This is a genomic window from Taibaiella koreensis, assembly GCF_003545715.1.
In the GTDB taxonomy this organism is placed as follows: domain Bacteria; phylum Bacteroidota; class Bacteroidia; order Chitinophagales; family Chitinophagaceae; genus Taibaiella; species Taibaiella koreensis.
This window is the reverse complement of record NZ_QVNU01000003.1, coordinates 654,209-672,914: the sequence shown is the minus strand read 5'-3', so window position 1 is coordinate 672,914 and position 18,706 is coordinate 654,209. Positions and strand designations below refer to the sequence as shown.

16 protein-coding genes and 1 other RNA gene are annotated in these 18,706 nt (G+C 50.5%); 4 read left to right on the top strand and 13 right to left on the bottom strand.

Going from position 1 to position 18,706, the window contains the following annotated elements:
• Positions 1-131: 131 nt before the first annotated feature.
• From DZK30_RS12915 to DZK30_RS12855, 13 genes are all read right to left on the bottom strand, one after another.
• Positions 132-383: a VF530 family protein gene (locus tag DZK30_RS12915; protein WP_118974531.1), complete on the bottom strand. Its 252-nt coding sequence runs from the start codon at positions 381-383 to the stop codon at positions 132-134.
• Position 384: 1 nt separating this feature from the next.
• Positions 385-1,161, bottom strand: coding sequence for an ABC transporter ATP-binding protein (locus DZK30_RS12910; protein WP_118974530.1), 777 nt, complete (start codon positions 1,159-1,161; stop codon positions 385-387).
• A gap of 125 nt (positions 1,162-1,286) precedes the next feature.
• Complete coding sequence (gene fsa, locus DZK30_RS12905; RefSeq protein ID WP_118974529.1) at positions 1,287-1,937, bottom strand: fructose-6-phosphate aldolase; 651 nt, start codon at positions 1,935-1,937, stop codon at positions 1,287-1,289.
• Positions 1,938-2,005: 68 nt separating this feature from the next.
• An RNA gene (ffs, locus tag DZK30_RS12900) (signal recognition particle sRNA small type) lies at positions 2,006-2,104 on the bottom strand.
• 196 nt (positions 2,105-2,300) lie between these two features.
• On the bottom strand, positions 2,301-3,176 hold the full coding sequence (locus DZK30_RS12895; RefSeq protein WP_118974528.1) for a transglutaminase-like domain-containing protein: 876 nt from the start codon (positions 3,174-3,176) through the stop codon (positions 2,301-2,303).
• 141 nt (positions 3,177-3,317) lie between these two features.
• Complete coding sequence (locus DZK30_RS12890; RefSeq protein ID WP_118974527.1) at positions 3,318-5,009, bottom strand: M20/M25/M40 family metallo-hydrolase; 1,692 nt, start codon at positions 5,007-5,009, stop codon at positions 3,318-3,320.
• A 155-nt stretch (positions 5,010-5,164) separates the two neighbouring features.
• Positions 5,165-6,067, bottom strand: a complete 903-nt coding sequence (gene porN / locus DZK30_RS12885; protein ID WP_118974526.1) for a type IX secretion system ring subunit PorN/GldN — start codon at positions 6,065-6,067, stop codon at positions 5,165-5,167.
• A 24-nt stretch (positions 6,068-6,091) separates the two neighbouring features.
• Entirely contained in the window at positions 6,092-7,639 is a 1,548-nt protein-coding gene (gene porM, locus DZK30_RS12880; RefSeq protein WP_118974525.1) for a type IX secretion system motor protein PorM/GldM, read from the bottom strand.
• 101 nt (positions 7,640-7,740) lie between these two features.
• On the bottom strand, positions 7,741-8,583 hold the full coding sequence (gene porL / locus DZK30_RS12875; protein ID WP_118974524.1) for a type IX secretion system motor protein PorL/GldL: 843 nt from the start codon (positions 8,581-8,583) through the stop codon (positions 7,741-7,743).
• A 72-nt stretch (positions 8,584-8,655) separates the two neighbouring features.
• Complete coding sequence (gene porK / locus DZK30_RS12870; protein WP_118974706.1) at positions 8,656-9,936, bottom strand: T9SS ring complex lipoprotein PorK/GldK; 1,281 nt, start codon at positions 9,934-9,936, stop codon at positions 8,656-8,658.
• A 538-nt stretch (positions 9,937-10,474) separates the two neighbouring features.
• On the bottom strand, positions 10,475-12,544 hold the full coding sequence (locus tag DZK30_RS12865; protein WP_118974523.1) for a thioredoxin domain-containing protein: 2,070 nt from the start codon (positions 12,542-12,544) through the stop codon (positions 10,475-10,477).
• A 23-nt stretch (positions 12,545-12,567) separates the two neighbouring features.
• A complete protein-coding gene (locus DZK30_RS12860) occupies positions 12,568-13,251 on the bottom strand; it encodes an alpha/beta fold hydrolase (RefSeq protein ID WP_162903059.1) in 684 nt (227 codons plus the stop codon).
• 52 nt (positions 13,252-13,303) lie between these two features.
• The gene (locus DZK30_RS12855) at positions 13,304-13,867 is read right to left on the bottom strand and encodes a hypothetical protein (protein ID WP_118974521.1); all 564 of its coding nucleotides are present in this window, start codon (positions 13,865-13,867) and stop codon (positions 13,304-13,306) included.
• A gap of 121 nt (positions 13,868-13,988) precedes the next feature.
• On the opposite strand from DZK30_RS12855, the gene DZK30_RS12850 reads away from it, so the two are divergent.
• The 4 genes from DZK30_RS12850 to DZK30_RS12835 all read left to right on the top strand — a co-directional run bounded on the left by DZK30_RS12850 (position 13,989) and on the right by DZK30_RS12835 (position 18,695).
• Complete coding sequence (locus DZK30_RS12850) at positions 13,989-16,223, top strand: TonB-dependent receptor (protein ID WP_118974520.1); 2,235 nt, start codon at positions 13,989-13,991, stop codon at positions 16,221-16,223.
• A gap of 69 nt (positions 16,224-16,292) precedes the next feature.
• Positions 16,293-16,787, top strand: coding sequence for a thioredoxin family protein (locus DZK30_RS12845; RefSeq protein ID WP_118974519.1), 495 nt, complete (start codon positions 16,293-16,295; stop codon positions 16,785-16,787).
• A 117-nt stretch (positions 16,788-16,904) separates the two neighbouring features.
• On the top strand, positions 16,905-17,681 hold the full coding sequence (rlmB, locus tag DZK30_RS12840; RefSeq protein WP_240432918.1) for a 23S rRNA (guanosine(2251)-2'-O)-methyltransferase RlmB: 777 nt from the start codon (positions 16,905-16,907) through the stop codon (positions 17,679-17,681).
• A gap of 111 nt (positions 17,682-17,792) precedes the next feature.
• Positions 17,793-18,695, top strand: coding sequence for a DUF4249 domain-containing protein (locus tag DZK30_RS12835; protein WP_162903058.1), 903 nt, complete (start codon positions 17,793-17,795; stop codon positions 18,693-18,695).
• Positions 18,696-18,706: the final 11 nt, after the last annotated feature.

Here is an 18,706-nt window from a genome sequence, read left to right as displayed (position 1 = left end):
TAATTGGGGGACAATGCAGATTACCGTAACAAGCTCGTCTTTCAGAAAACGGCCAATAAGCGCGGCAAGGAGCTCCTTCCCATTGCCACACAAAGAAAAAGGCTGCCCTTGCCGGCGGCCTCATAATCGATTCAGATATAATCCAGGGTGGCCAGATAAAGCGTTTCCACCTTTTTGCGCGCCCAGGGCGTGCGGCGAAGAAATTTAAGGCTGGAGCTCATGCTGGGATTATCTGTAAAACAATTGATCGGGATATTGTATCCCAACTGTTCCCAACCGTCATAATAAGCCAGCAAATGTTCCAGTATAGCCTGCAGGGTAACGCCATGCAAGGGGTTATTGGGCTGCTTTGGTTTACCTGTTGCCTGATCCTCGTGCGTCATGTTATTGCTTGTCTTCTATTTCTTCCATACGCTTGGCCTTTGCATCGCGCAGAAATTCGGAGGCAAAAATAAAGTCGTTGAGCAATTTGTCCTTGCTAAAGATAATATCCTTATTGGAGCCCTCCCACTGTTTTTTGCCCTGGTGCATGTATACGATATGATCGCCGCTTTCCATTACGGTGTTCATATCATGCGTATTGATCACGGTAGTTATATTGTACTCTTTGGTCAGCTCGCTGATGAGCCGGTCGATCACCATCGAGGTTTGCGGGTCCAGGCCCGAGTTAGGCTCGTCACAGAAAAGGTATTTGGGATTGAGCACGAGGGCGCGCGCCAGCGCTACGCGTTTCTTCATACCGCCGCTGATCTCGGCCGGGAATTTCCGGTTGGCATCTTTAAGGTTCACACGATCCAGCACTTCCTGCACACGCTGCATCTTTTCCCGGTACCGCTGATTGGTGAACATGTCCAGGGGGAACATGACATTATCCTGCACCGTTTTACTATCGAACAATGCCGAGCCCTGAAACAGCATACCGATCTGCTGCCGTATCTCTTTCTTTTCCTTCTCGTCGATCTGCATCATGTCGCGCCCTTCGTAAAGGATCTGGCCCGAATCGGGCATAAAGAGACCGATCATACACTTCATCAGTACCGTTTTGCCACTACCGCTGGTGCCGATGATCAGGTTGGTCTTACCCGCCTCCATCACAAAATTGACGTCCTGCAGTACTTTTTTGTCGCCAAAGCTCTTCTGTACGTTTTTAACTTCGATCATAACGATAGATTGTTCCCGACCTGTAGCGTCTTTAAAAAAAAGCGTATCCCTTGCATGAGGGATACGCAAATGTAACTGAAATAACGTTGAAAAAGGAATATTGTTGCCTTGTAACCGCTTGTTGCTTAAAGGTTCTTAGCGTCTTCCAGGAACTTGGCCAACCCTATATCGGTAAGCGGGTGGTTGAGCAGCCCCAGTATAGAGCTCAAGGGACAGGTGCAGATATCGGCGCCTACTTCAGCACATTTTACAATGTGTAAAGGAGAACGGATAGAAGCCGCCAGCACTTCGGTCATAAAGCCCTGGGCGTTGTACACGTTCACGATCTGCTCGATCAGCTGTACCCCATCCCAGTTGGCATCGTCGATGCGGCCAATGAAGGGGGACACCATGGTCGCACCGGCTTTAGCGGCCATTATGGCCTGTCCTGCCGAGAATACCAGGGTACAGTTGGTCTTGATATCGTTATCGGAAAAGTATTTGATCGCCTTTATCCCTTCTTTGATCATAGGCACCTTTACCACGATGTTTGCGTGCAGAGCCGCCAGCTTCATGCCTTCGTCAACGATACCTTTAAAATCGGTAGCGAGCACTTCGGCGCTTACCGGGCCATCCACGATACCGCAGATATCCCTGTAATGTTGCAGGATAGCCTCTTGGCCTTTGATCCCCTCCTTCGCCATCAGGGAGGGATTGGTCGTTACACCGTCCAATATGCCGAGATCATGTGCTTCCTTGATCTGTGCGAGATTGGCTGTATCGATGAAGAATTTCATATATCGTATCGGTTATTAACGAAAAAAAGAGAAGGACAGATCAATTATACTCATGATCTTAAATAAAAAAATGGCAAGTTACTTATATCGCACCGCTCAACCATCTATCCTTGCTGCATTCCTGCCCTGGGGAGGTTCAACAGGAGCTGGTCGTATAAGACTTGCCGGCGCAAAGATACGCCTGTTTTACCGAATTATGAAATTTTTCTACAAAAAAATGCACAAACGATATCGACGATCTTCCGCTATAGCGCAAAACGGTTGCAGAAAATGATATCATCCACGATTATGTTCCGCAGGAGCAAAACGTTGTGGCAAAAAACGATTATTGAAACAACGGTTGTCGGATGGCGTTGGTAATCGTTAATCGCTGCGCAGCACGCTGATGAGCTGATGCATTTCCTGCGCCTTATCTTCTTCATGGGCATAGTCGTAAGTCAGCGCCATTTCCTCCAGCATACGGATGATCACCTCTTTATTGCTCAGCGGCTGGAAGAAATGCTCTTCATGCCCCGCCCCTATCTTTTTCAGGTATACCTCTACATCGTTTTGTGTATAGACCATGCCATTCACCGGGTCGATATAGAACTGGATGGTTTGCACCGGTTCCGTATCGGGCGTCATGAAGTGGTATTGGGTATCGAAAAAGGCGATCACAAACTGCCGGGGCAACCCTACGGCAAAGATGGGAATATCCAGCAGTTCGCAAAGGGAAAGGTAGATGACTCCTATGGAAAAGGCGTTGCCCTGCTTGCTTTCCAGGGTCGCATTGATATAGAACAGGTTGGGATCCCGCTCTGTGATCTCCTTGCCCTGCAGCTTGTAATAATTGTAAAGAATGCTGTTGACCACATTGATCTGCTCCAGCGGCGTGAGGTAGTAGTTGAGCTCGAGCCAGATATTGCGGCGCATCTGGTCCAGTTGCTTCATCAGCTGCTGAATGTTGAGCTCGGGATAGCGGTATTTGGCTACCAGCACGGCGCCTTTAAACAGCGAAGGCGCCGGCTCGCGCGCCCAGGCCGCAAACTCGTGCTGCAGCTCGGTGAATAGGGCCCTGTGGATCAGGTTCTCGATGCGGTACTGCACATCCTCATCCTCCGTCGTTTCCCATAGCTGTTCCAGGTTGGGGATAATCTCTTTGCCATAGCGGAGCAGCTGGCTGGCTACGGTATCAAACACTTCTCTGTCCGGGTCGTCTACCAGGTGCAGCAGCGCCTGTATCTCTCTATTCGCTTGCATATCTTCGGAAAGCACTCAATTTTCGTATTGCTAAAATAGGTTAAAACCCTTGAAACACCATATTTTTTTACACCCGGCCCGGGATAAGCAAAGCCACCCTCCGTATGGCGAAGGGCGGCTTCTATAATAACATCTCCGGGGTTAGAAGGCAAGCGGGAACTCCTGTACGGTGGGACCGCGTTTTACCTTAACGGTTGTTTTGTCGCCGGGATTAAAGGAGCCCAGCGCCTCCATATAGGATTGCATGCCGTTGATCTTGACCGCGCCCAGCTGCAATATGATATCGCCCTGCTGCAGCTTTGCCTTTGCTGCCGCCTTGCCATCGATCACGCCATCGATACGCACGCCGCCTTCCTGGTAGCTGTAATCCGGCATAATGCCCAGGGTTACCTTGAAGCTGGTCCGGGTCATGGTTGTATTACGGGTAGCCGTGTACAAGGGGGCGGGTTGCTTTTCCATGGCTGCTGTAACGCCGAATACATAGTTGACTACATCCTTCGTGCCCACGTAATTGATCTTGGTGGCATCATCGCTCGGCTTGTGATAGTCGGCATGCGTACCGGTAAAGAAAAAGAGGACCGGTATACTGTCGTTGTAGAAGGAAGTATGATCGGAGGGACCAATGCCGGAGCTATCCTTTACGATCTTGAAATTGCTATTGATACCCGCAATAGCGCTGGGCCATACAGGCGATGTGCCCAGGCCGCCTATCGTCAGCTTCCGATCGGGGCTCAGGCGGCCTACCATATCCATATTGATCATATAGGCCACCTTGCGCGGATTGAAATCCTTGTCCTTCACAAATGCCTTCGATCCCAGCAGGCCCAGCTCTTCGGCCGAGAAAGCGACAAAGAGGTAATTATATTTCTTCGCACCGGACTGCCTTATCTTAGCGGCAACCGCCAACATAGCCCCTACCCCGCTGGCATTGTCGTCGGCTCCGTTGTGTATCGCTTTTACACCATCGGTAGCCCGCGAGCTGCCGTCTTCTCCATAGCCCAGGTGATCGTAGTGTGCACCAATGACCACCGTTTGCGCCGCATTGTTATTGATATAGCCTACGATGTTGGTTCCCGTGCGGAACTCCTTTCTGAAGGTAATATTCATCATCACGGGCTGCATCACTTTCATGTCTTTGACATAGAGGTCGTAGATCTTTTTGCTCAGCACCATTACCGGGATATCCAGGCCTTCGTAATCAGTCCTTTTGCTGAATGCCGGAAAATATTTGCTGCCATATTTGTCGTAAAACAATACAGAAGTCGCCCCTCTTTCTGCAGCTTTCCGGGCGCGGTCGAAGGCCTGCTTTTCCCAGTCAAAATGCGGATTATCTGCATCCGTCTCCGATTCGTATAAGGGAACGAGCCAGGGGCTATTGGACTCCATACTTTCCGGCAATACATAATTCTCATCCTTTGCTGCCGCAGAAAATGGCGCGGGGAAAGCATCTTCGGGTACAGAAATATATTTATTGCTGATGGAGAAACGCAGCTCGGGCGTTAGCTCTTTACCCCATTCAAATTTGAACGGGCGGCGATAGTTCTGTCCGTAAGGCATCAGCCCTATCTGCCCCATCCGCTTTTCGATATACATGCCGGCCAACGCTTCGCCTTTGGTTCCGGTGCGCCGGCCTTCCAGCTGATCGGAAGCCAGGTAGCCGATGTCTGCACGTAGCTGCTGGATCACCGCCTGCGCATTGTCATCCTGTACCTGCTGCTTCTCGTCTTTTTTATCGGGTAATATCTTCTTCCAGATCTGGGCTTCGCCCCTGCCGGCCAAACCCGCCAAAGACAAGATCATGAAGAACCGGGAGACTGCAACAACTCTTTTCATTAACACTGGGTTGGATTAATCGATAGCCCTATAGTCCGGGGCATATAAATGTGCAAACTTAGTCAATTGACTGGCAATTTTTGTTTGCAAAATGTAAAAAACGGGATATAAAAAAGCCGGAACATATGTCCCGGCTTTTTCTATAAACATGAGGCTTAGCGTTGCCACATATCATCTTCTTTTTCGCGCAGCACTTCGATTGCCTTATCACCTTCTTCGAGGCCACGGAGGTCACCGCTGAATTTAAGACCGCGGGCATTGTTGGCAGAGGTCTTAACCACGTAGCTCGCAAAATAGCGACCGTCGAAGAAATCGGCCCAGGACATGCGGTGCAGGTCGTTCTGGGGATTGTACACTTCATAGTTGGCCAGCAATTTACGCAGATCAGGGTAATACAGCCAGAACATCTGTAGCGAGCCTCTCAGGTTGTTGTTATCATCCATACGATCCTGAAGCGGGGCGACACCAATGATGCGTACCACCATGCGACCGGTATTGCGGTCGAAGATCCAGTCTTCTTTGATCTGGTATTTCGTAACAGAATTGATATCAAACTCCTTACGAACCTTAACCCAGGTTTGTTCGCCTGTAATAGGATCCTCTACCATGGTCGAATCTTCTGTACCGCCGATCGTCTTCTCAAAGGCTTCCATATCCAGAGGTGTAGTAAACCGGTCATCCATGGTACCGTAGGCAGAAATCTTGCCTTTCTTTACCGCATCGATCAGGATCTCAATAAAAGAGCCACCGCCAGAGTACTCGTCACCTTCGTAAACAAAGGCCTGGTTTTGCTTTTGACGGACATCGATCTGGCGCCAAACCCGGCGTTTCCAGGCCGCATCCGCTTCGCGGATATCGGTCATTCCCATCGTCTTATTCAGATGCGGTACTTTATCGATAATCCCATCCTTTACCAGGGACGGCTTCCAGGTGGCATTCACAGCATCGGCAGAAGCCTGTGGCTGAGACGGGTCAGCTACCGATGGATTTTGTGCAAACACCATGCTGCCCATAGAAAGGATCCCTAAAGTCAAACCAATTTTATTCAGGATGTTCATGTTCCCTAAATTTATTAAGAATAATTAAATCAACGTTATTGTTATCGAGTTTACGGTCTGTACCCGGCCGTCAGGACCTTTTACCTTGATGTTCTCAAATATCCATTTATCACCAGGTTTCGAACGATCCATATATGCCCGTACAGCAGCATTAAACCTGGCGCCGCCCGGATTCTCAGCCTCACCGTATTCTCCATTCCTGGGTATGTAAGCAAAGCGGAAGCTCAGCACTTCAAAGCGGGTGTCGAAATCGAAGTTTTCCAGTTTGGCAATCACCCCTTGCTGGGCCTTCGCTTTGGCAGTCTCCATTTTTCCACTTGAGATACCGCCCACAGTAGCCGTAGGCGCAGGGATGTACTTCACCCTGATCTTGCCGCTGCTGACCGTACCGCCTGTGCTACCACCGCGACCAGATGCCGCAATCGTATAGTCAAAGGTACCCTGCTTGTTCACTTTGGCCTCATATTTGCCTTTGCCGGTGCTGGTCAGCTCGGCCCAGGGCATTACGGGCTTTACATCTTCGATATTATAACCCGAAGCGGAAAGTGTCATAGGGTTCGGTACGCCAATATACATTACGTTCATCTTATCCAGCTGCAAAGAGGCGCCGGCAGAACCCACCGTGTAGTTAAACTTGTAAGGATAGTTTTTAATTTCTCCGTTGGTCTCCATAGTCATGACGCCATTGACCGTTTTGGGGCCTGCTCCGGAAGCTTTAAATTTAAGCGTACCGACACCTTCTTTGACACTAACAGCTCCGGCTGAAGAAGTGATCCTGGGATTGATATTCTTATTATAAGCAGCCAGAACAAGTGTCGCTTCTATCTCCTGACCTTCCAATGCGTAGCTGGTATTAGGCGTCGCCATCGGAACAAATGCATCGATTTTGATGTCTTTCAGATAAACCTGGGAAGCCAGGTAATCGAGCACCATGGATTCCGTATTCTTCACGTCGTTCTGAAACTTGGAGAACATCGCTACCGAAGCCACTACAGGGATGTTGTGGAAAGTGCCATAGGTCCAGTCGCCATTCGGATTGTCTTCTGTTTTGGGCAGATCCTTGATCTGGATCGGAATCTGCTTTGTCAGACGGTCTTTATCAGCAGGGTTTTCCACGCGTTCCAGTACATATTGACTGAATTCTGTAAGCCTTTTTTTGATATCATCGCCCTTCTTCTCTTCCACAAGCAGCATAGTTGGCGTATTGATATCTTCGGGACTTTTAATTTCCTTTATCCCGTTCACGATATCCCAGCCTCCTGATTTCGTAATGATATCTTCTTTCCAGGTATCCAAGAATTTGTACAGTTCTTCAGATTTCGCTTTGATCTCTTTCGCCTTATCGTTATACGGTTTCACTTTTGCGCGGTCAGAACTTGCTTCCGCTTCATCAAAAGACTTATAAAAGGCGTTGTTTTTATCGATGATCGTGGTATTGGATTTCTCGATACTCCCATTGATGGTCATGAAGGCCGTAAGGACCTCCTTGGTAATATTTAAGGCAAGCATGGCTGTCAACACCAAATACATCAGGTTGATCATCAACTGCCGGGGATCTTTAGGTAAAGCCATCCTTTAACTTTTTCTATTGTTTTAAAAACTTTTTTACAGGAAGCCCGGCCGGTATTTCCGGAAGGCTCCATAGTTGTGGGTTAACAATACACCACCGGTACTTAGCGGCCTTGCATAGCGCTCAGCATGTTACCGTAGATGTTATTCAGCTGTGCCAGGTTCTTAGACAGGGTCGCGATCTGCTCTTTAGCAGCTACGGCATCGGAAGCGCTGGATGCCATAGCATCGGAAGCGTTTACCAGGTTGCTGTAGAATTTGTTCATCGCCTTCAGGTGATTGTTAGCATCCTGAAGCTCTACCTCATAGATCTGGTTCAGCGAACCCAGGTTTTTAGACAATACCTGCACTTGCTGATGGAATTGTGCCGTACTGTCGGCAGCATTATTAAAGGATTGCAATGTGTTTGTAGCGCCAATGAAGGTATTCTTCATTTGTCCCAGGGCGTCGGCAGCTTCGCGGGCGCTTTGAGAATAGGTACCGGTAGCGGCAGTAACATCGGTGATGTCTTTCATCTGCTCTACTGTTTGACCGAAACGTTGGAAATTCTCATTCAGGCGTTTCAGGTTAGGCGCGTTGATGTTGGCGTCGTCCAGCAATTTATCCAGCGATGCTGTCGCGTTGCTTCCACCGCCGGCAGATTCGCCCAAGGCAGACACTGGTGGCTTGAACTTCAGGCCTTTCTTATACGCTTCAACATGGGGATTTTCGTCCAGGTTGGGATAGTAGCGCTCCCAGTAGTAATCTTTATGCGGAGGAAGAATACCCAGCAAACAGAAGATGAACGCCTCAGTACACATACCCACAGTAAGCATCAGACTTGCGCCTTCCCAGTGCTGGATTTTAAAGAGAGCACCCAAAAGTACTACGCCCGCACCTACACCGATGATCAGATTTTTAATGTATTTACCTTGCTTGGTTTCAAAAAACAAAGATATTGAGCCCATTTCTTTTTAATTGTTTTTTTACGATTGAAATTAGATGATAATTAAATAGAATCCACGCCGCAACAAACCCACTTATCTGGAAGCCCTGCCATTGTTATTGGTGATGCCTCCGTAAACCTGCTCATATACACAACGGAAACCGATATACGCTTTGGCGGTATCCGCATATTCATAGTCACGATAGCTTACATTCAGGTAAGGAGCGGGATCCCTCCAGCTGCCGCCTTTAACCACTACCCTGCGCTGCCAGGCGGGGTCGGTTTCGCTGAGACGAGCCCTGATATCAGGATTCATGTCGGACAGCATATTGACATTGTATGCATCTCTTACATAGATGGAACGGGTCCATTCGGCCACGTTGCCAGACATGTTGTACAGACCGTAATCGTTGGGCCAGTAAGCATTGGCTCTCACGGTATACAGACCACCATCGGCAGAGTAATCGCCACGATCGGGTTTAAAGTTGGCCAGGTAGCAACCTTTCTGATTCATAGTGTATGGTCCGCCCCAGGGATAGGGAGACAATTGACGACCACCACGTGCAGCCCATTCCCACTGGCTTTCTGTAGGCAGCTGGAATTCGCCTTCAAAGTAAAGCTTGCGTTTTTCGCGCTCTCCTTTCCACAGCATGGTACGCCAGTTACAGAAGGCATTGGCCTGGATCCAGTTCACACCTACTACAGGATATTCGTCGAAAGCAGGGAACCAGTTGTATTGACGGGTAATCGGCTCATTGTTGGAATAAGCAAACTGCTTCAGCCAAACCGTGGTGTCGGGATACACCTTAACCGACTTCTTAATCTCAAAGCTCGTACGGGGCTGACCAGGATTCATAATAGAGCCTTCCAGATCAAATTTACGGCTGAAATACTCAAGCTTGGAAACATCCAGTTCTTTTTTACCGGTACCGGTTTGTCCGGCATCGATAAACATACCCATCAGCTGATCCTGAACATCGGCATCAGACCACTTCAAACGATTGGCCCAATCGATGCTCTGGGTACCATCGTCGTTATCTTTAAAATCTCCCAATATCGTATGCGCGATGGAGTCGCGAACCCAGTTGGTAAACTGGCGATATTCCGCATTCGTGATCTCGGTAGCATCCATGTAGAAGCCGGTCATGTTAAATGTACGGATCGGCGCATCCATAGAATTCTGAATATCCTGATCGCTGTAGCCTGATTTCAGTACACCTGCTTCTACGAAAACCATACCAACCGGTGTAGGGGCTTTATAATTCATTCTGTTAGAATAGTCGCCCACTAACTGACCTTGCGATGTAGGCTGTCCGCAACTGGCAGCGAACATAGCCATAGCCACTGTGGCAATACTCAGGGAGAGTTGTTTCATCTGTGTGTTTTTTGTCATTGTTATTGCTCCATACATTTCGGTTTCAGATTTGCCCTCCTGTATATAAAAGCAATCATTGCCGTGTTTTAAAGTAATGTATGATCTTATCAATACTGATAAAGAGATACCTGGTCAATTTTGCACGAAAGATAATCAAAGTTTTGAAAAATAAACCTCTGAATGAAAAAAAGGCTTTTTCGTTCTTTTACCTTCCGGCCGTCTGTTTGTTTGGTGTGGAATGTTCCTGATCCCCCTTACAATATGCCCCTCCACAATATATTTCTTCCTCTTCCCGTTTCCTTACAATACACTGCTCCTGCTCACATTCGGTTACCACGTGATTTTCTGCAACGGGTCACAATATTCAAATAATTTTTTGAAAATGCAACAATACCGTTAATTTTTTTTTGCTTTTCCTACACAGTTATGTTGAAACGGAGGGCTAAATAAAGAATTTTTTTTTTTCAAAACAACTGTTTGGAACATATTTTGTCTGAAAGCGCCGGAATAGCATCTTCCGGCCCGGCCGGGTATGATCTTAGCGCCCGCCGGTCCGTCGTTTTTCCAGCAGCGCTATCACAGCTTCCTGTGTGGTTACCGGCGGGAGACAGCTCATCCCGGAACATAAATAATAATAGTCGAAACCAGGCTTGAATTTACCCTTAGCCGCAGGCAGGCTCGCGTAGTCCTCTGCTACCGCTACTGCCGCCACTTCGGGGACATACGCTTTGTTCCATGCGATCAGCGCTTGTTGCGCTGCCGGACCGGCAATGACCAGCTGCATCAGCCCCACCTGGTACTGCTGCAGGAAGACAGCCCAGCGGGCAAAAGAGCCGGGGTAACGCATTACCGTCTGTTTCATGGCATACAACATGGCCTCACTGCGGGCAGTCCAGCCTCCGTTTTCGTATAGGTTGCCCATCAGCCACAGGTTTTCCATCATTACCGCATTGGCCGAGGGCGTGGCGTCATCGTAAAGCTCGGTCTTCCGCACCAGGATATCAGATTGCACCGACGAAGAAAAGTAATAAAACCGGTTGTCCTCCTGCAGGAAGTAACGATCTGTATAGCGCATCAGTTCCTCCGCTTCCTGTAGCCATTGCGTTGCTCCGTCTACAGTAGCCAGGCGGCAGAGGGCCTTCACCAGGTAAGCATAGTCGTCCAGCTTTCCGGCAATACGGGCAATGCCATCTTTGAATACATGTGCCAGGCTGCTGTCTTCCCGCTTGAAATGCTTCAGCATCCAGGCCATATGCTTCCCTGCATCGTCAAGATAGCCGGCATCATCCAGGGCCAGGGAAGCTTCCACCAGGGCAATATTCATCAGCGCATTCCAGGACAAAAGCTGCTTGTCGTCGGTGCCTGGCCGTTCCCGGCAGCTTCGTGAAGCATACAGCACCTCTTTAGCCTGTTGTAACAAAACATGCCATTCATCTGGCGTTAACGAAAAGGTCTCCATCACCACGGTCGCGGGCACGGCCTGGTTCAGGATATTGGTCCCTTCCCAGTTCCCGGCTTCCGTTACACCGAAATACTGCGCCACAGCCGGATGGATACCAGGTGTTATCGCTTGCCATTCTTCTATAGTCCAGGTGTAGAATTTCCCTTCCTCGCCTTCCGAATCGGCGTCCAGCGCACACCAGAAGCCACCCGTATCGGCAAAGCCCAGTTCCCTGTAGCAGAAAGCGATGGTTTCCCTGATCACCTCGCCATATACCGGATTCCCGGTAAGGCGATAAGCATCGCAAAGCAGGATTACCAGTAATGCATTATCATAAAGCATTTTCTCAAAGTGCGGGACCAGCCATTCCCTGTCGGTTGCATACCGCGCAAAGCCGCCACCTACCTGGTCGTAGATACCCCCGGCGATCATCTTGTCCAGGCTGAGCAAAGCCTGCTCCAGTGCTGCTGCTGCGCGTTCGGGCTGTCGCTCCCGGTGGTAATGCCAGTACTCCAGCAGGTACCGGATCGATCCGGTTGCCGGGAATTTAGGCGCGGGGCCAAAGCCTCCGTCTTCCTTATCGGCCTGCTGCAGCAGGTTGTCCGCGATGGTATCGACCAGGGCCAGGCTTAGCTCTTCTTCCGCTCCTGTAGCCGCGGCGACCTGTGAGGCCTGCCGCAGGTGCTGCAGCATTTGCTCCGATTGTAGCCGTATCTCTTCCGGTTTTTCCAGCCAGGCCTGGCGCAACGCTTCAAGCAGCTGCCGCCAGGAGCTGCGGCCATAGCGCTGCTCCGGCGGAAAATAAGTGCCCCCGTAAAAAGGCTTACGATCCGGCGTAACGAACATATTGAGCGGCCAGCCGCCCGATCCCGTCATTGCCTGTAAAGCATCCATATACAGGTGGTCTACATCGGGATGCTCTTCCCGGTCCACCTTTATGTTCACAAAATGCTCGTTCATGAATGCGGCGACCCCAGGATCTTCAAAGCTCTCATGTTCCATCACATGGCACCAGTGGCATGCCGAATAACCGATGCTGACCAGCACAGGCTTATGCTCCCTTGCCGCCCTCTCAAAGGCTTCGTCGCCCCAGGGATACCAGTCGACAGGGTTATTGGCGTGCTGCTGTAAATAAGGGCTGCTCTCATATTGCAATCGGTTGGACATAGTCGTATAAATGTAAGTTGGTATTAAGAATGAAGGAAATCGAGGATGATCCTGCTAATCGTATCGGCACGGTTCAGGACCATCAGGTGTCCGCCGCCTTCGATGGCATAATCGGCCTTTACAGCGCTGAAAGGAATGATCCTGTCGGCGGTGCCGTGAATATGGATGAGATGTGGCGGTATGGTCTCATTATCCCAATGAACGATATTGTCCATGGCCCAGCGGAAGAAGGGTACGTCGGTATCTTCCAGTATAGCGCCCAGCACTTCCTTATCGGAAGCTGTCTCGGCGCCAAAGAGTTTATTGACAATAAAATTGGACTGTTGCAGCAGCTGCCCGGGAATATACCGGTATAGCTTCCATTTGAAGAAAAAATTGGCGCCTGCGGCAAGATCGCTCCTGGTCTTGGCCGAAGAGATCAATACGATCTTCTCTGCCGGCAGTTGCTTAGCCACCTCGACGGCTATCATCCCTCCGAAAGAAAGTCCGATCAGTATAGGACGGGGTACCGTGATCTGGCTGCGCAGACGACCTGCATACTGCGCCATGCTTTCTCCTTTCTCAGGCCTGATCCACCGGATATAGACCAGGTGATAGCCTGGGAGGCTCAGCCGGCCAAAAGCGTGGTAATCGGCGCCAAGACCGCTGAAGAGATAGATCGTCTTTTGCCCGGGCTCCGGCAGCCGGGCGTTCGAAAGATTGCTCATTAAGAAAAAACAAAGAAAGAAAACACAGAGACACCTCATAAACGATCGGTATTTAACGGGACAAAGCGGCGATGCAGGCTTCTCTGATCGTCCATAGCGCACCGGCATTGTAGGGCAGCGCCATTTGCTCCAGCCAGCGGTTGATAAACATTTTATGATAATTCACCTTAAACTCGCCAATCTGATCCGGACTGATGATACACTCCTCCATCAGCTCCGGTTCAAAATCGGCAGCACTGGCGCCGGGTCGCGTAGCATCGTATATGGCGCCGTCGATGCGCAGGTAATTATGCGCCTCAGGAATATAGGCAAGGCCGTAACGGTCCAGCACTGCAGCTACCCGCGGTGTATTGTCCCTGTTCATCCTGAACATGCCCATGCAGAGCTGTACCCCATCCTGCTGCTGCTCTCCGGCCAGCCGGCGCAGCGCTGCGTGCTTGGTGCTGCAGGTACCATATCCCTCCAGGAACAGCACCAGCGGATCTAACCTGGCCTGGTTACGGCGATAAGGCAATTGCCGCACCCAGGCCGCCGCCTGCTGAAAGTCTGCTGTTTCCCTGAGCCAGAACTGATCCGAAACTGGTCCGTTATGGCTTATCCTGAAATTGAATATCATTTTTCTTCCTTGCCTTACAAAGCTAGGTATTCCGATGCAAGCGAGGCGTTTCAAAAAATTCTTAAAAATTATTTTAGACTAATCTAAATTTTTATTTCCTTTGCAAAAAGAAATAAAATCAATGAAATCAAAATTAACATTTCTACTACTCATAATCTCTCTACAGGTAAAAGCCCAGGTACTTTCCGGAACGGTAGTAGACAGCCGTAGCGGCGAGTCGTTACCGGGCGCCACGGTACGTGTCCAGGGAAAGGACAAGGCAGTGTTCACCGACGGCAGGGGACGGTTTAGCCTGACGACAACCGATAGCCTGGCAACTTATCCCCTGATCGTTTCCTATACAGGATATGATAACGATATGCTGACCGACCAACCGGCGGGTGCAGTGACCATACGGCTAAAGCCACAGCAAGGACTGGACGAAGTGGTAGTGACCGGCACTCTGAAACCGGTAAGCCGGGCCGAAAGTCCCATCCCGGTGGAGATATTTACCCCTAAATTCTTTAAAAAGAATCCGAGCCCTTCGCTTTTCGATGCTGTGGGCATGATCAATGGCGTAAGGCCGCAGCTCAATTGCAATGTGTGCAATACCGGCGATATTCATATCAATGGCATGGAAGGCCCCTATACCCTGGTGCTGATCGACGGTATGCCTATTGTGAGCGCCCTCTCTACTGTATATGGCCTTAGCGGCATTCCCAACAGTATTGTGGAACGGCTGGAAGTGGTTAAGGGCCCGGCCGCCTCCCTCTACGGCAGCGAGGCCATGGGCGGTATCATCAATGTGATTACCCGGTCGCCGCAGAATGCGCCCCGGTTCAGTGTCGACCTGATGGCTACCTCCTGGCAGGAATACAATACCGACCTTTCCTTCAAAGCCAGGATGGGCAAGGTGCAAACCTTGCTTGGCGTCAGCTACTACAACTACCAGCAACCTTACGACCGCAACCACGACGGCTTTACAGATGTCACGCTGCAAAACAGGATATCGGTCTTTAATAAATGGGATTTTACACGCATAGACAACCGTGTAGCCAGCATTGCCGCCCGTTATGTATACGAAGACCGTTGGGGTGGCCAGATGGACTGGTCCCGGGCCTGGCGGGGCAGCGACAGTATTTATGGCGAAAGCATTTACACATCCCGCTGGGAGCTGATAGGCCAATACCAGCTGCCCTTAAAGGAAAAGATCATGACGCAATTCTCGGTGATCGGCCATCACCAGGATTCCTACTACGGTACCGTACCCTTCCTGGCCGACCAGAAAGTGGCTTTCGCACAGCTCTATTGGGACAAACAATGGGGACGGCACAGCTTACTGGCAGGCGCCTCCTTCCGCTATACTTACTATAACGACAATACACCCGGCACGGCTACCGTATCGGGCGAAGACGCCCCTTCACGCACGCCGCTGCCCGGTGTGTTTATCCAGGACGAATGGTCGCTGCACCGACGCCACAAGCTGCTGCTGGGTTACCGCTTCGATTACGACAGAGTGCACCATGCTATTCATTCGCCCCGGCTGGCCTATAAATGGTCGCCCGACGACCGGAATACACTGAGAGCCAGCTTCGGGACCGGTTTCAGGGTAGTCAATCTCTTCACCGAGGATCATGCGGCGCTCACTGGTGCACGGAAAGTGGAAATAGAAGAAGCCCTGAAGCCGGAACGTTCGTACAACAGCAACCTGAACTATGTGCTGCAACTTCCGCTGGGCAACAATTTTATCAACGTAGATGCGACTGCTTTCTACAGCTATTTCACCAATAAGATTACCGGCGACTATAATACCGATCCCAATAAGATCCTCTACCGCAACCTCAGCGGGCATGCCATATCCCAAGGCATTTCGCTCAACCTGAGCATGACCTTCAGCATACCTTTGCATATAATGGCCGGCGCCACCTATATGGACGTCTACCAGATGAACCGCGATGCCGGTAGCGGGCTCATGGTGAGGAGCAACCAGCTCTTTGCGCCGAAATGGTCGGGCAACTATGCCATTACCTACACCCTCCCCTACCGCTGGATCATTGATCTTACCGGGCAGCTGAACGGCCCCATGCGCCTGCCCCTGCAGAAAGACGACTACCGCCCCGAATATTCTCCCTTATACTGCCTGGCCAATATACAGTTGACTAAAAAAATAGGTAGCGGGCTGGAACTGTACGGCGGGGTAAAGAACCTGCTGAACTTTGTGCCGAAAGAAACCTTTATGCGTCCTTTCGACCCTTTCGATAAGCAGGTCAACGATCCGGTGAGCAATCCCAAAGGCTACACCTTCGACACAGAATACAACTACGCTCCCCTGCAGGGCATACGGGGCTTTGCCGGTATCCGCTACATGTTACGATAACATCATGCCTTATGCGCCTATTGCAAAACATTAACCCCTGCCTATACGCTCCGGGTTTACCTTTGCCTCATGAAAAAATGGATCTTAGCAATTCTTCTGTTATGGGGCGGTTACACGCTTCAGGCACAGGAAGCCAGGGAGGGCGCAAAGCTGTACAACCCTGCGGCCGATGCCAATGCCGATATTAAACAGGCAGTAAAGCAGGCGCAGCAACAGCACAAGAATGTGATGCTGATGGTCGGCGGCAACTGGTGCATCTGGTGTACCCGTTTCAACCAGACCGTTACCGGCAACGATACGCTGAGCAAGCTGATGAGCGATAACTATGTGCTGGTACATGTGAATTATGAAAAGAAGAATGCCGGGGATAAGCTGTGGGCCGGGTTGGGTTATCCGCAACGTTTCGGGTTTCCGGTATTTGTGATCCTGGACAATAAAGGGAATCGCATCCATACCCAGAACTCCGGTTACCTGGAAGAAGGTAAGGGACACAGTCCGGCGAAGATCGCGGAATTCCTGCAGCAGTGGTCGCCGGCTGCAGTAGCAGGCAAGACGCTGAGGTAATACGATACTAATGCAACAGAACGGGGCAGCGGGCGCTTATTGCCGGCTGCCTCTTTTTTTAAGCTACCTTTGCCTTCTGAACCAAGGGCCGCGTAAGGTCCGGTAAAATGAATTTCCTTGAACAGACCACCTTTTAAACGTTCGGGCCCTTCCCTGCCCAAAAACCGCCTGATCATCGGCCGGAAACCCTTGCTGGAAGCTATGGAGCAAGGCGCCAACCTGGAAAAAATATTCCTGCTGCAGACGGCGACGGGCGACGAAATATCGGCTATCAGGAAGAAAGCACGGGAGCTGAATATAGCATTAAGCCTGGTACCTCAGGAGAAGCTCGGGCGCTTTACCCAGGCCAACCACCAGGGTGTAGTGGCCATTGCCGGCCTCGTTGAATACCAGCCGCTGCAAGAGATCATCAGCCAGGCCGTCGACAAGGGGGAAACACCCCTTATTGTTTTGCTCGACGGCATTACCGATACCCGTAACCTGGGCGCCATTGCGCGTTCGGCATATTGCTACGGCGCTCATGCCCTGGTGGTTCCCTCAAGTAACACTGCGGCCATTACCGAAGAAGGCATCAAGGCGTCAGCCGGTGCACTGGAGAGAATACCGGTATGCCGCGTCGCTTCTGTGGAACAAGCGGTCGATGTGCTGCACCTGAACGGTATACAGTTGGCGGCGGCGAGCCTGCAAGGCAGCACGCTGATCCAGGATACGGATCTTACATTGCCACTCGCCATCGTTATGGGCTCGGAAGACAAAGGCGTAAGCGACTTTGTGTTAAAACATGCTGATCATTTGGTACGGATTCCCATGACCGGTAACTTTGATTCGCTTAATGTATCGGTAGCTGCCGGTATTATGCTGTATGAAGTGCACCGGCAGAAAATCTTAAATTAACCATATGGCAGGCATGGTCTTTACGCGCCGGACTGTCACTTACCGGGCAATGAAAAGGGTAATCCCGCGTTGTAACATTTGCCGGAGGTACCGGACAAATGACGAATGCTCATGAATCGTAACTTTCCTTTCCTGTTGATGCTGGCCGGCGCCTTGTTTCTTTTCTCCTGTGAGAAGGAAGTGAAGTTTGACCTGGGCCCCTCGGCAGAAAAAGTGGTGGTGGAGGGCGCCATTGAAACGGATGTTCCCCCTTACGTGATCCTGACCAAAAGCTTCGGCTTTTTTTCGCGTATCGATCTGAAAACCCTTAACAATGCGTTCCTGCACGACGCCCGCATTACCATATCAGACGGCAGCCAATCGTTCCTGCTCCGGGAATACCAGGTCGATAATAACGGCACTCCTGTCTATTTTTACAGTGTCGATTCTTCCGACATAAATGCGCTGTTGTTCAGGGGACGCGCCGGCAGGACCTACCAATTGAAGATCGAATACGGCGGTAAGACCTACGAATCGGCCACGACGATACCCTATGCCAAGGCACTGGATTCCATATGGGCCGAAACACCCAAGGCAGAGGAGATCCCTAAAGATTACCCCAATTCCATGCTGCTGTTTGCCCAATATACAGATCCCGACACCCTGGGCAACCGTGTACGCTATTTTACCAAAACCAACCAGGAACCTTTCCTGGCGCCCTATTATTCGGTAAACGACGACGCGATCATCAACGGCAGCAAGATCACGATACAGCTGTCGGCGGGCTTCGACCGCATGGATACGATCGACAGGGAGACCTTCGGCTATTTTTACAAAGGAGACACTGTAGTGATCAAATGGAGCGCGATCGACAAAGGGGTATTCGATTTCTGGCGTACGCTGGAGTTTTCTTATGCTGCAAATGGCAACCCTTTCGCTTCACCGGTACACGTCACCAGCAATATCAGCAATGGCGCCCTGGGCGTATGGGCCGGCTACAGTAACACTTTCGATACCCTGATCATACCTAAGTGATTCTCTATACC

Coding starts and splice junctions, on each gene's coding strand:
- DZK30_RS12915 (WP_118974531.1), bottom strand. CDS start 383: ATGACGCACGAGGATCAGGCAACAGGTAAACCAAAGCAGCCCAATAAC.
- DZK30_RS12910 (WP_118974530.1), bottom strand. CDS start 1,161: ATGATCGAAGTTAAAAACGTACAGAAGAGCTTTGGCGACAAAAAAGTA.
- fsa (WP_118974529.1), bottom strand. CDS start 1,937: ATGAAATTCTTCATCGATACAGCCAATCTCGCACAGATCAAGGAAGCA.
- DZK30_RS12895 (WP_118974528.1), bottom strand. CDS start 3,176: ATGCAAGCGAATAGAGAGATACAGGCGCTGCTGCACCTGGTAGACGAC.
- DZK30_RS12890 (WP_118974527.1), bottom strand. CDS start 5,009: ATGAAAAGAGTTGTTGCAGTCTCCCGGTTCTTCATGATCTTGTCTTTG.
- porN (WP_118974526.1), bottom strand. CDS start 6,067: ATGAACATCCTGAATAAAATTGGTTTGACTTTAGGGATCCTTTCTATG.
- porM (WP_118974525.1), bottom strand. CDS start 7,639: ATGGCTTTACCTAAAGATCCCCGGCAGTTGATGATCAACCTGATGTAT.
- porL (WP_118974524.1), bottom strand. CDS start 8,583: ATGGGCTCAATATCTTTGTTTTTTGAAACCAAGCAAGGTAAATACATT.
- porK (WP_118974706.1), bottom strand. CDS start 9,936: ATGAAACAACTCTCCCTGAGTATTGCCACAGTGGCTATGGCTATGTTC.
- DZK30_RS12865 (WP_118974523.1), bottom strand. CDS start 12,544: ATGTCCAACCGATTGCAATATGAGAGCAGCCCTTATTTACAGCAGCAC.
- DZK30_RS12860 (WP_162903059.1), bottom strand. CDS start 13,251: ATGAGCAATCTTTCGAACGCCCGGCTGCCGGAGCCCGGGCAAAAGACG.
- DZK30_RS12855 (WP_118974521.1), bottom strand. CDS start 13,867: ATGATATTCAATTTCAGGATAAGCCATAACGGACCAGTTTCGGATCAG.
- DZK30_RS12850 (WP_118974520.1), top strand. CDS start 13,989: ATGAAATCAAAATTAACATTTCTACTACTCATAATCTCTCTACAGGTA.
- DZK30_RS12845 (WP_118974519.1), top strand. CDS start 16,293: ATGAAAAAATGGATCTTAGCAATTCTTCTGTTATGGGGCGGTTACACG.
- DZK30_RS12835 (WP_162903058.1), top strand. CDS start 17,793: ATGAATCGTAACTTTCCTTTCCTGTTGATGCTGGCCGGCGCCTTGTTT.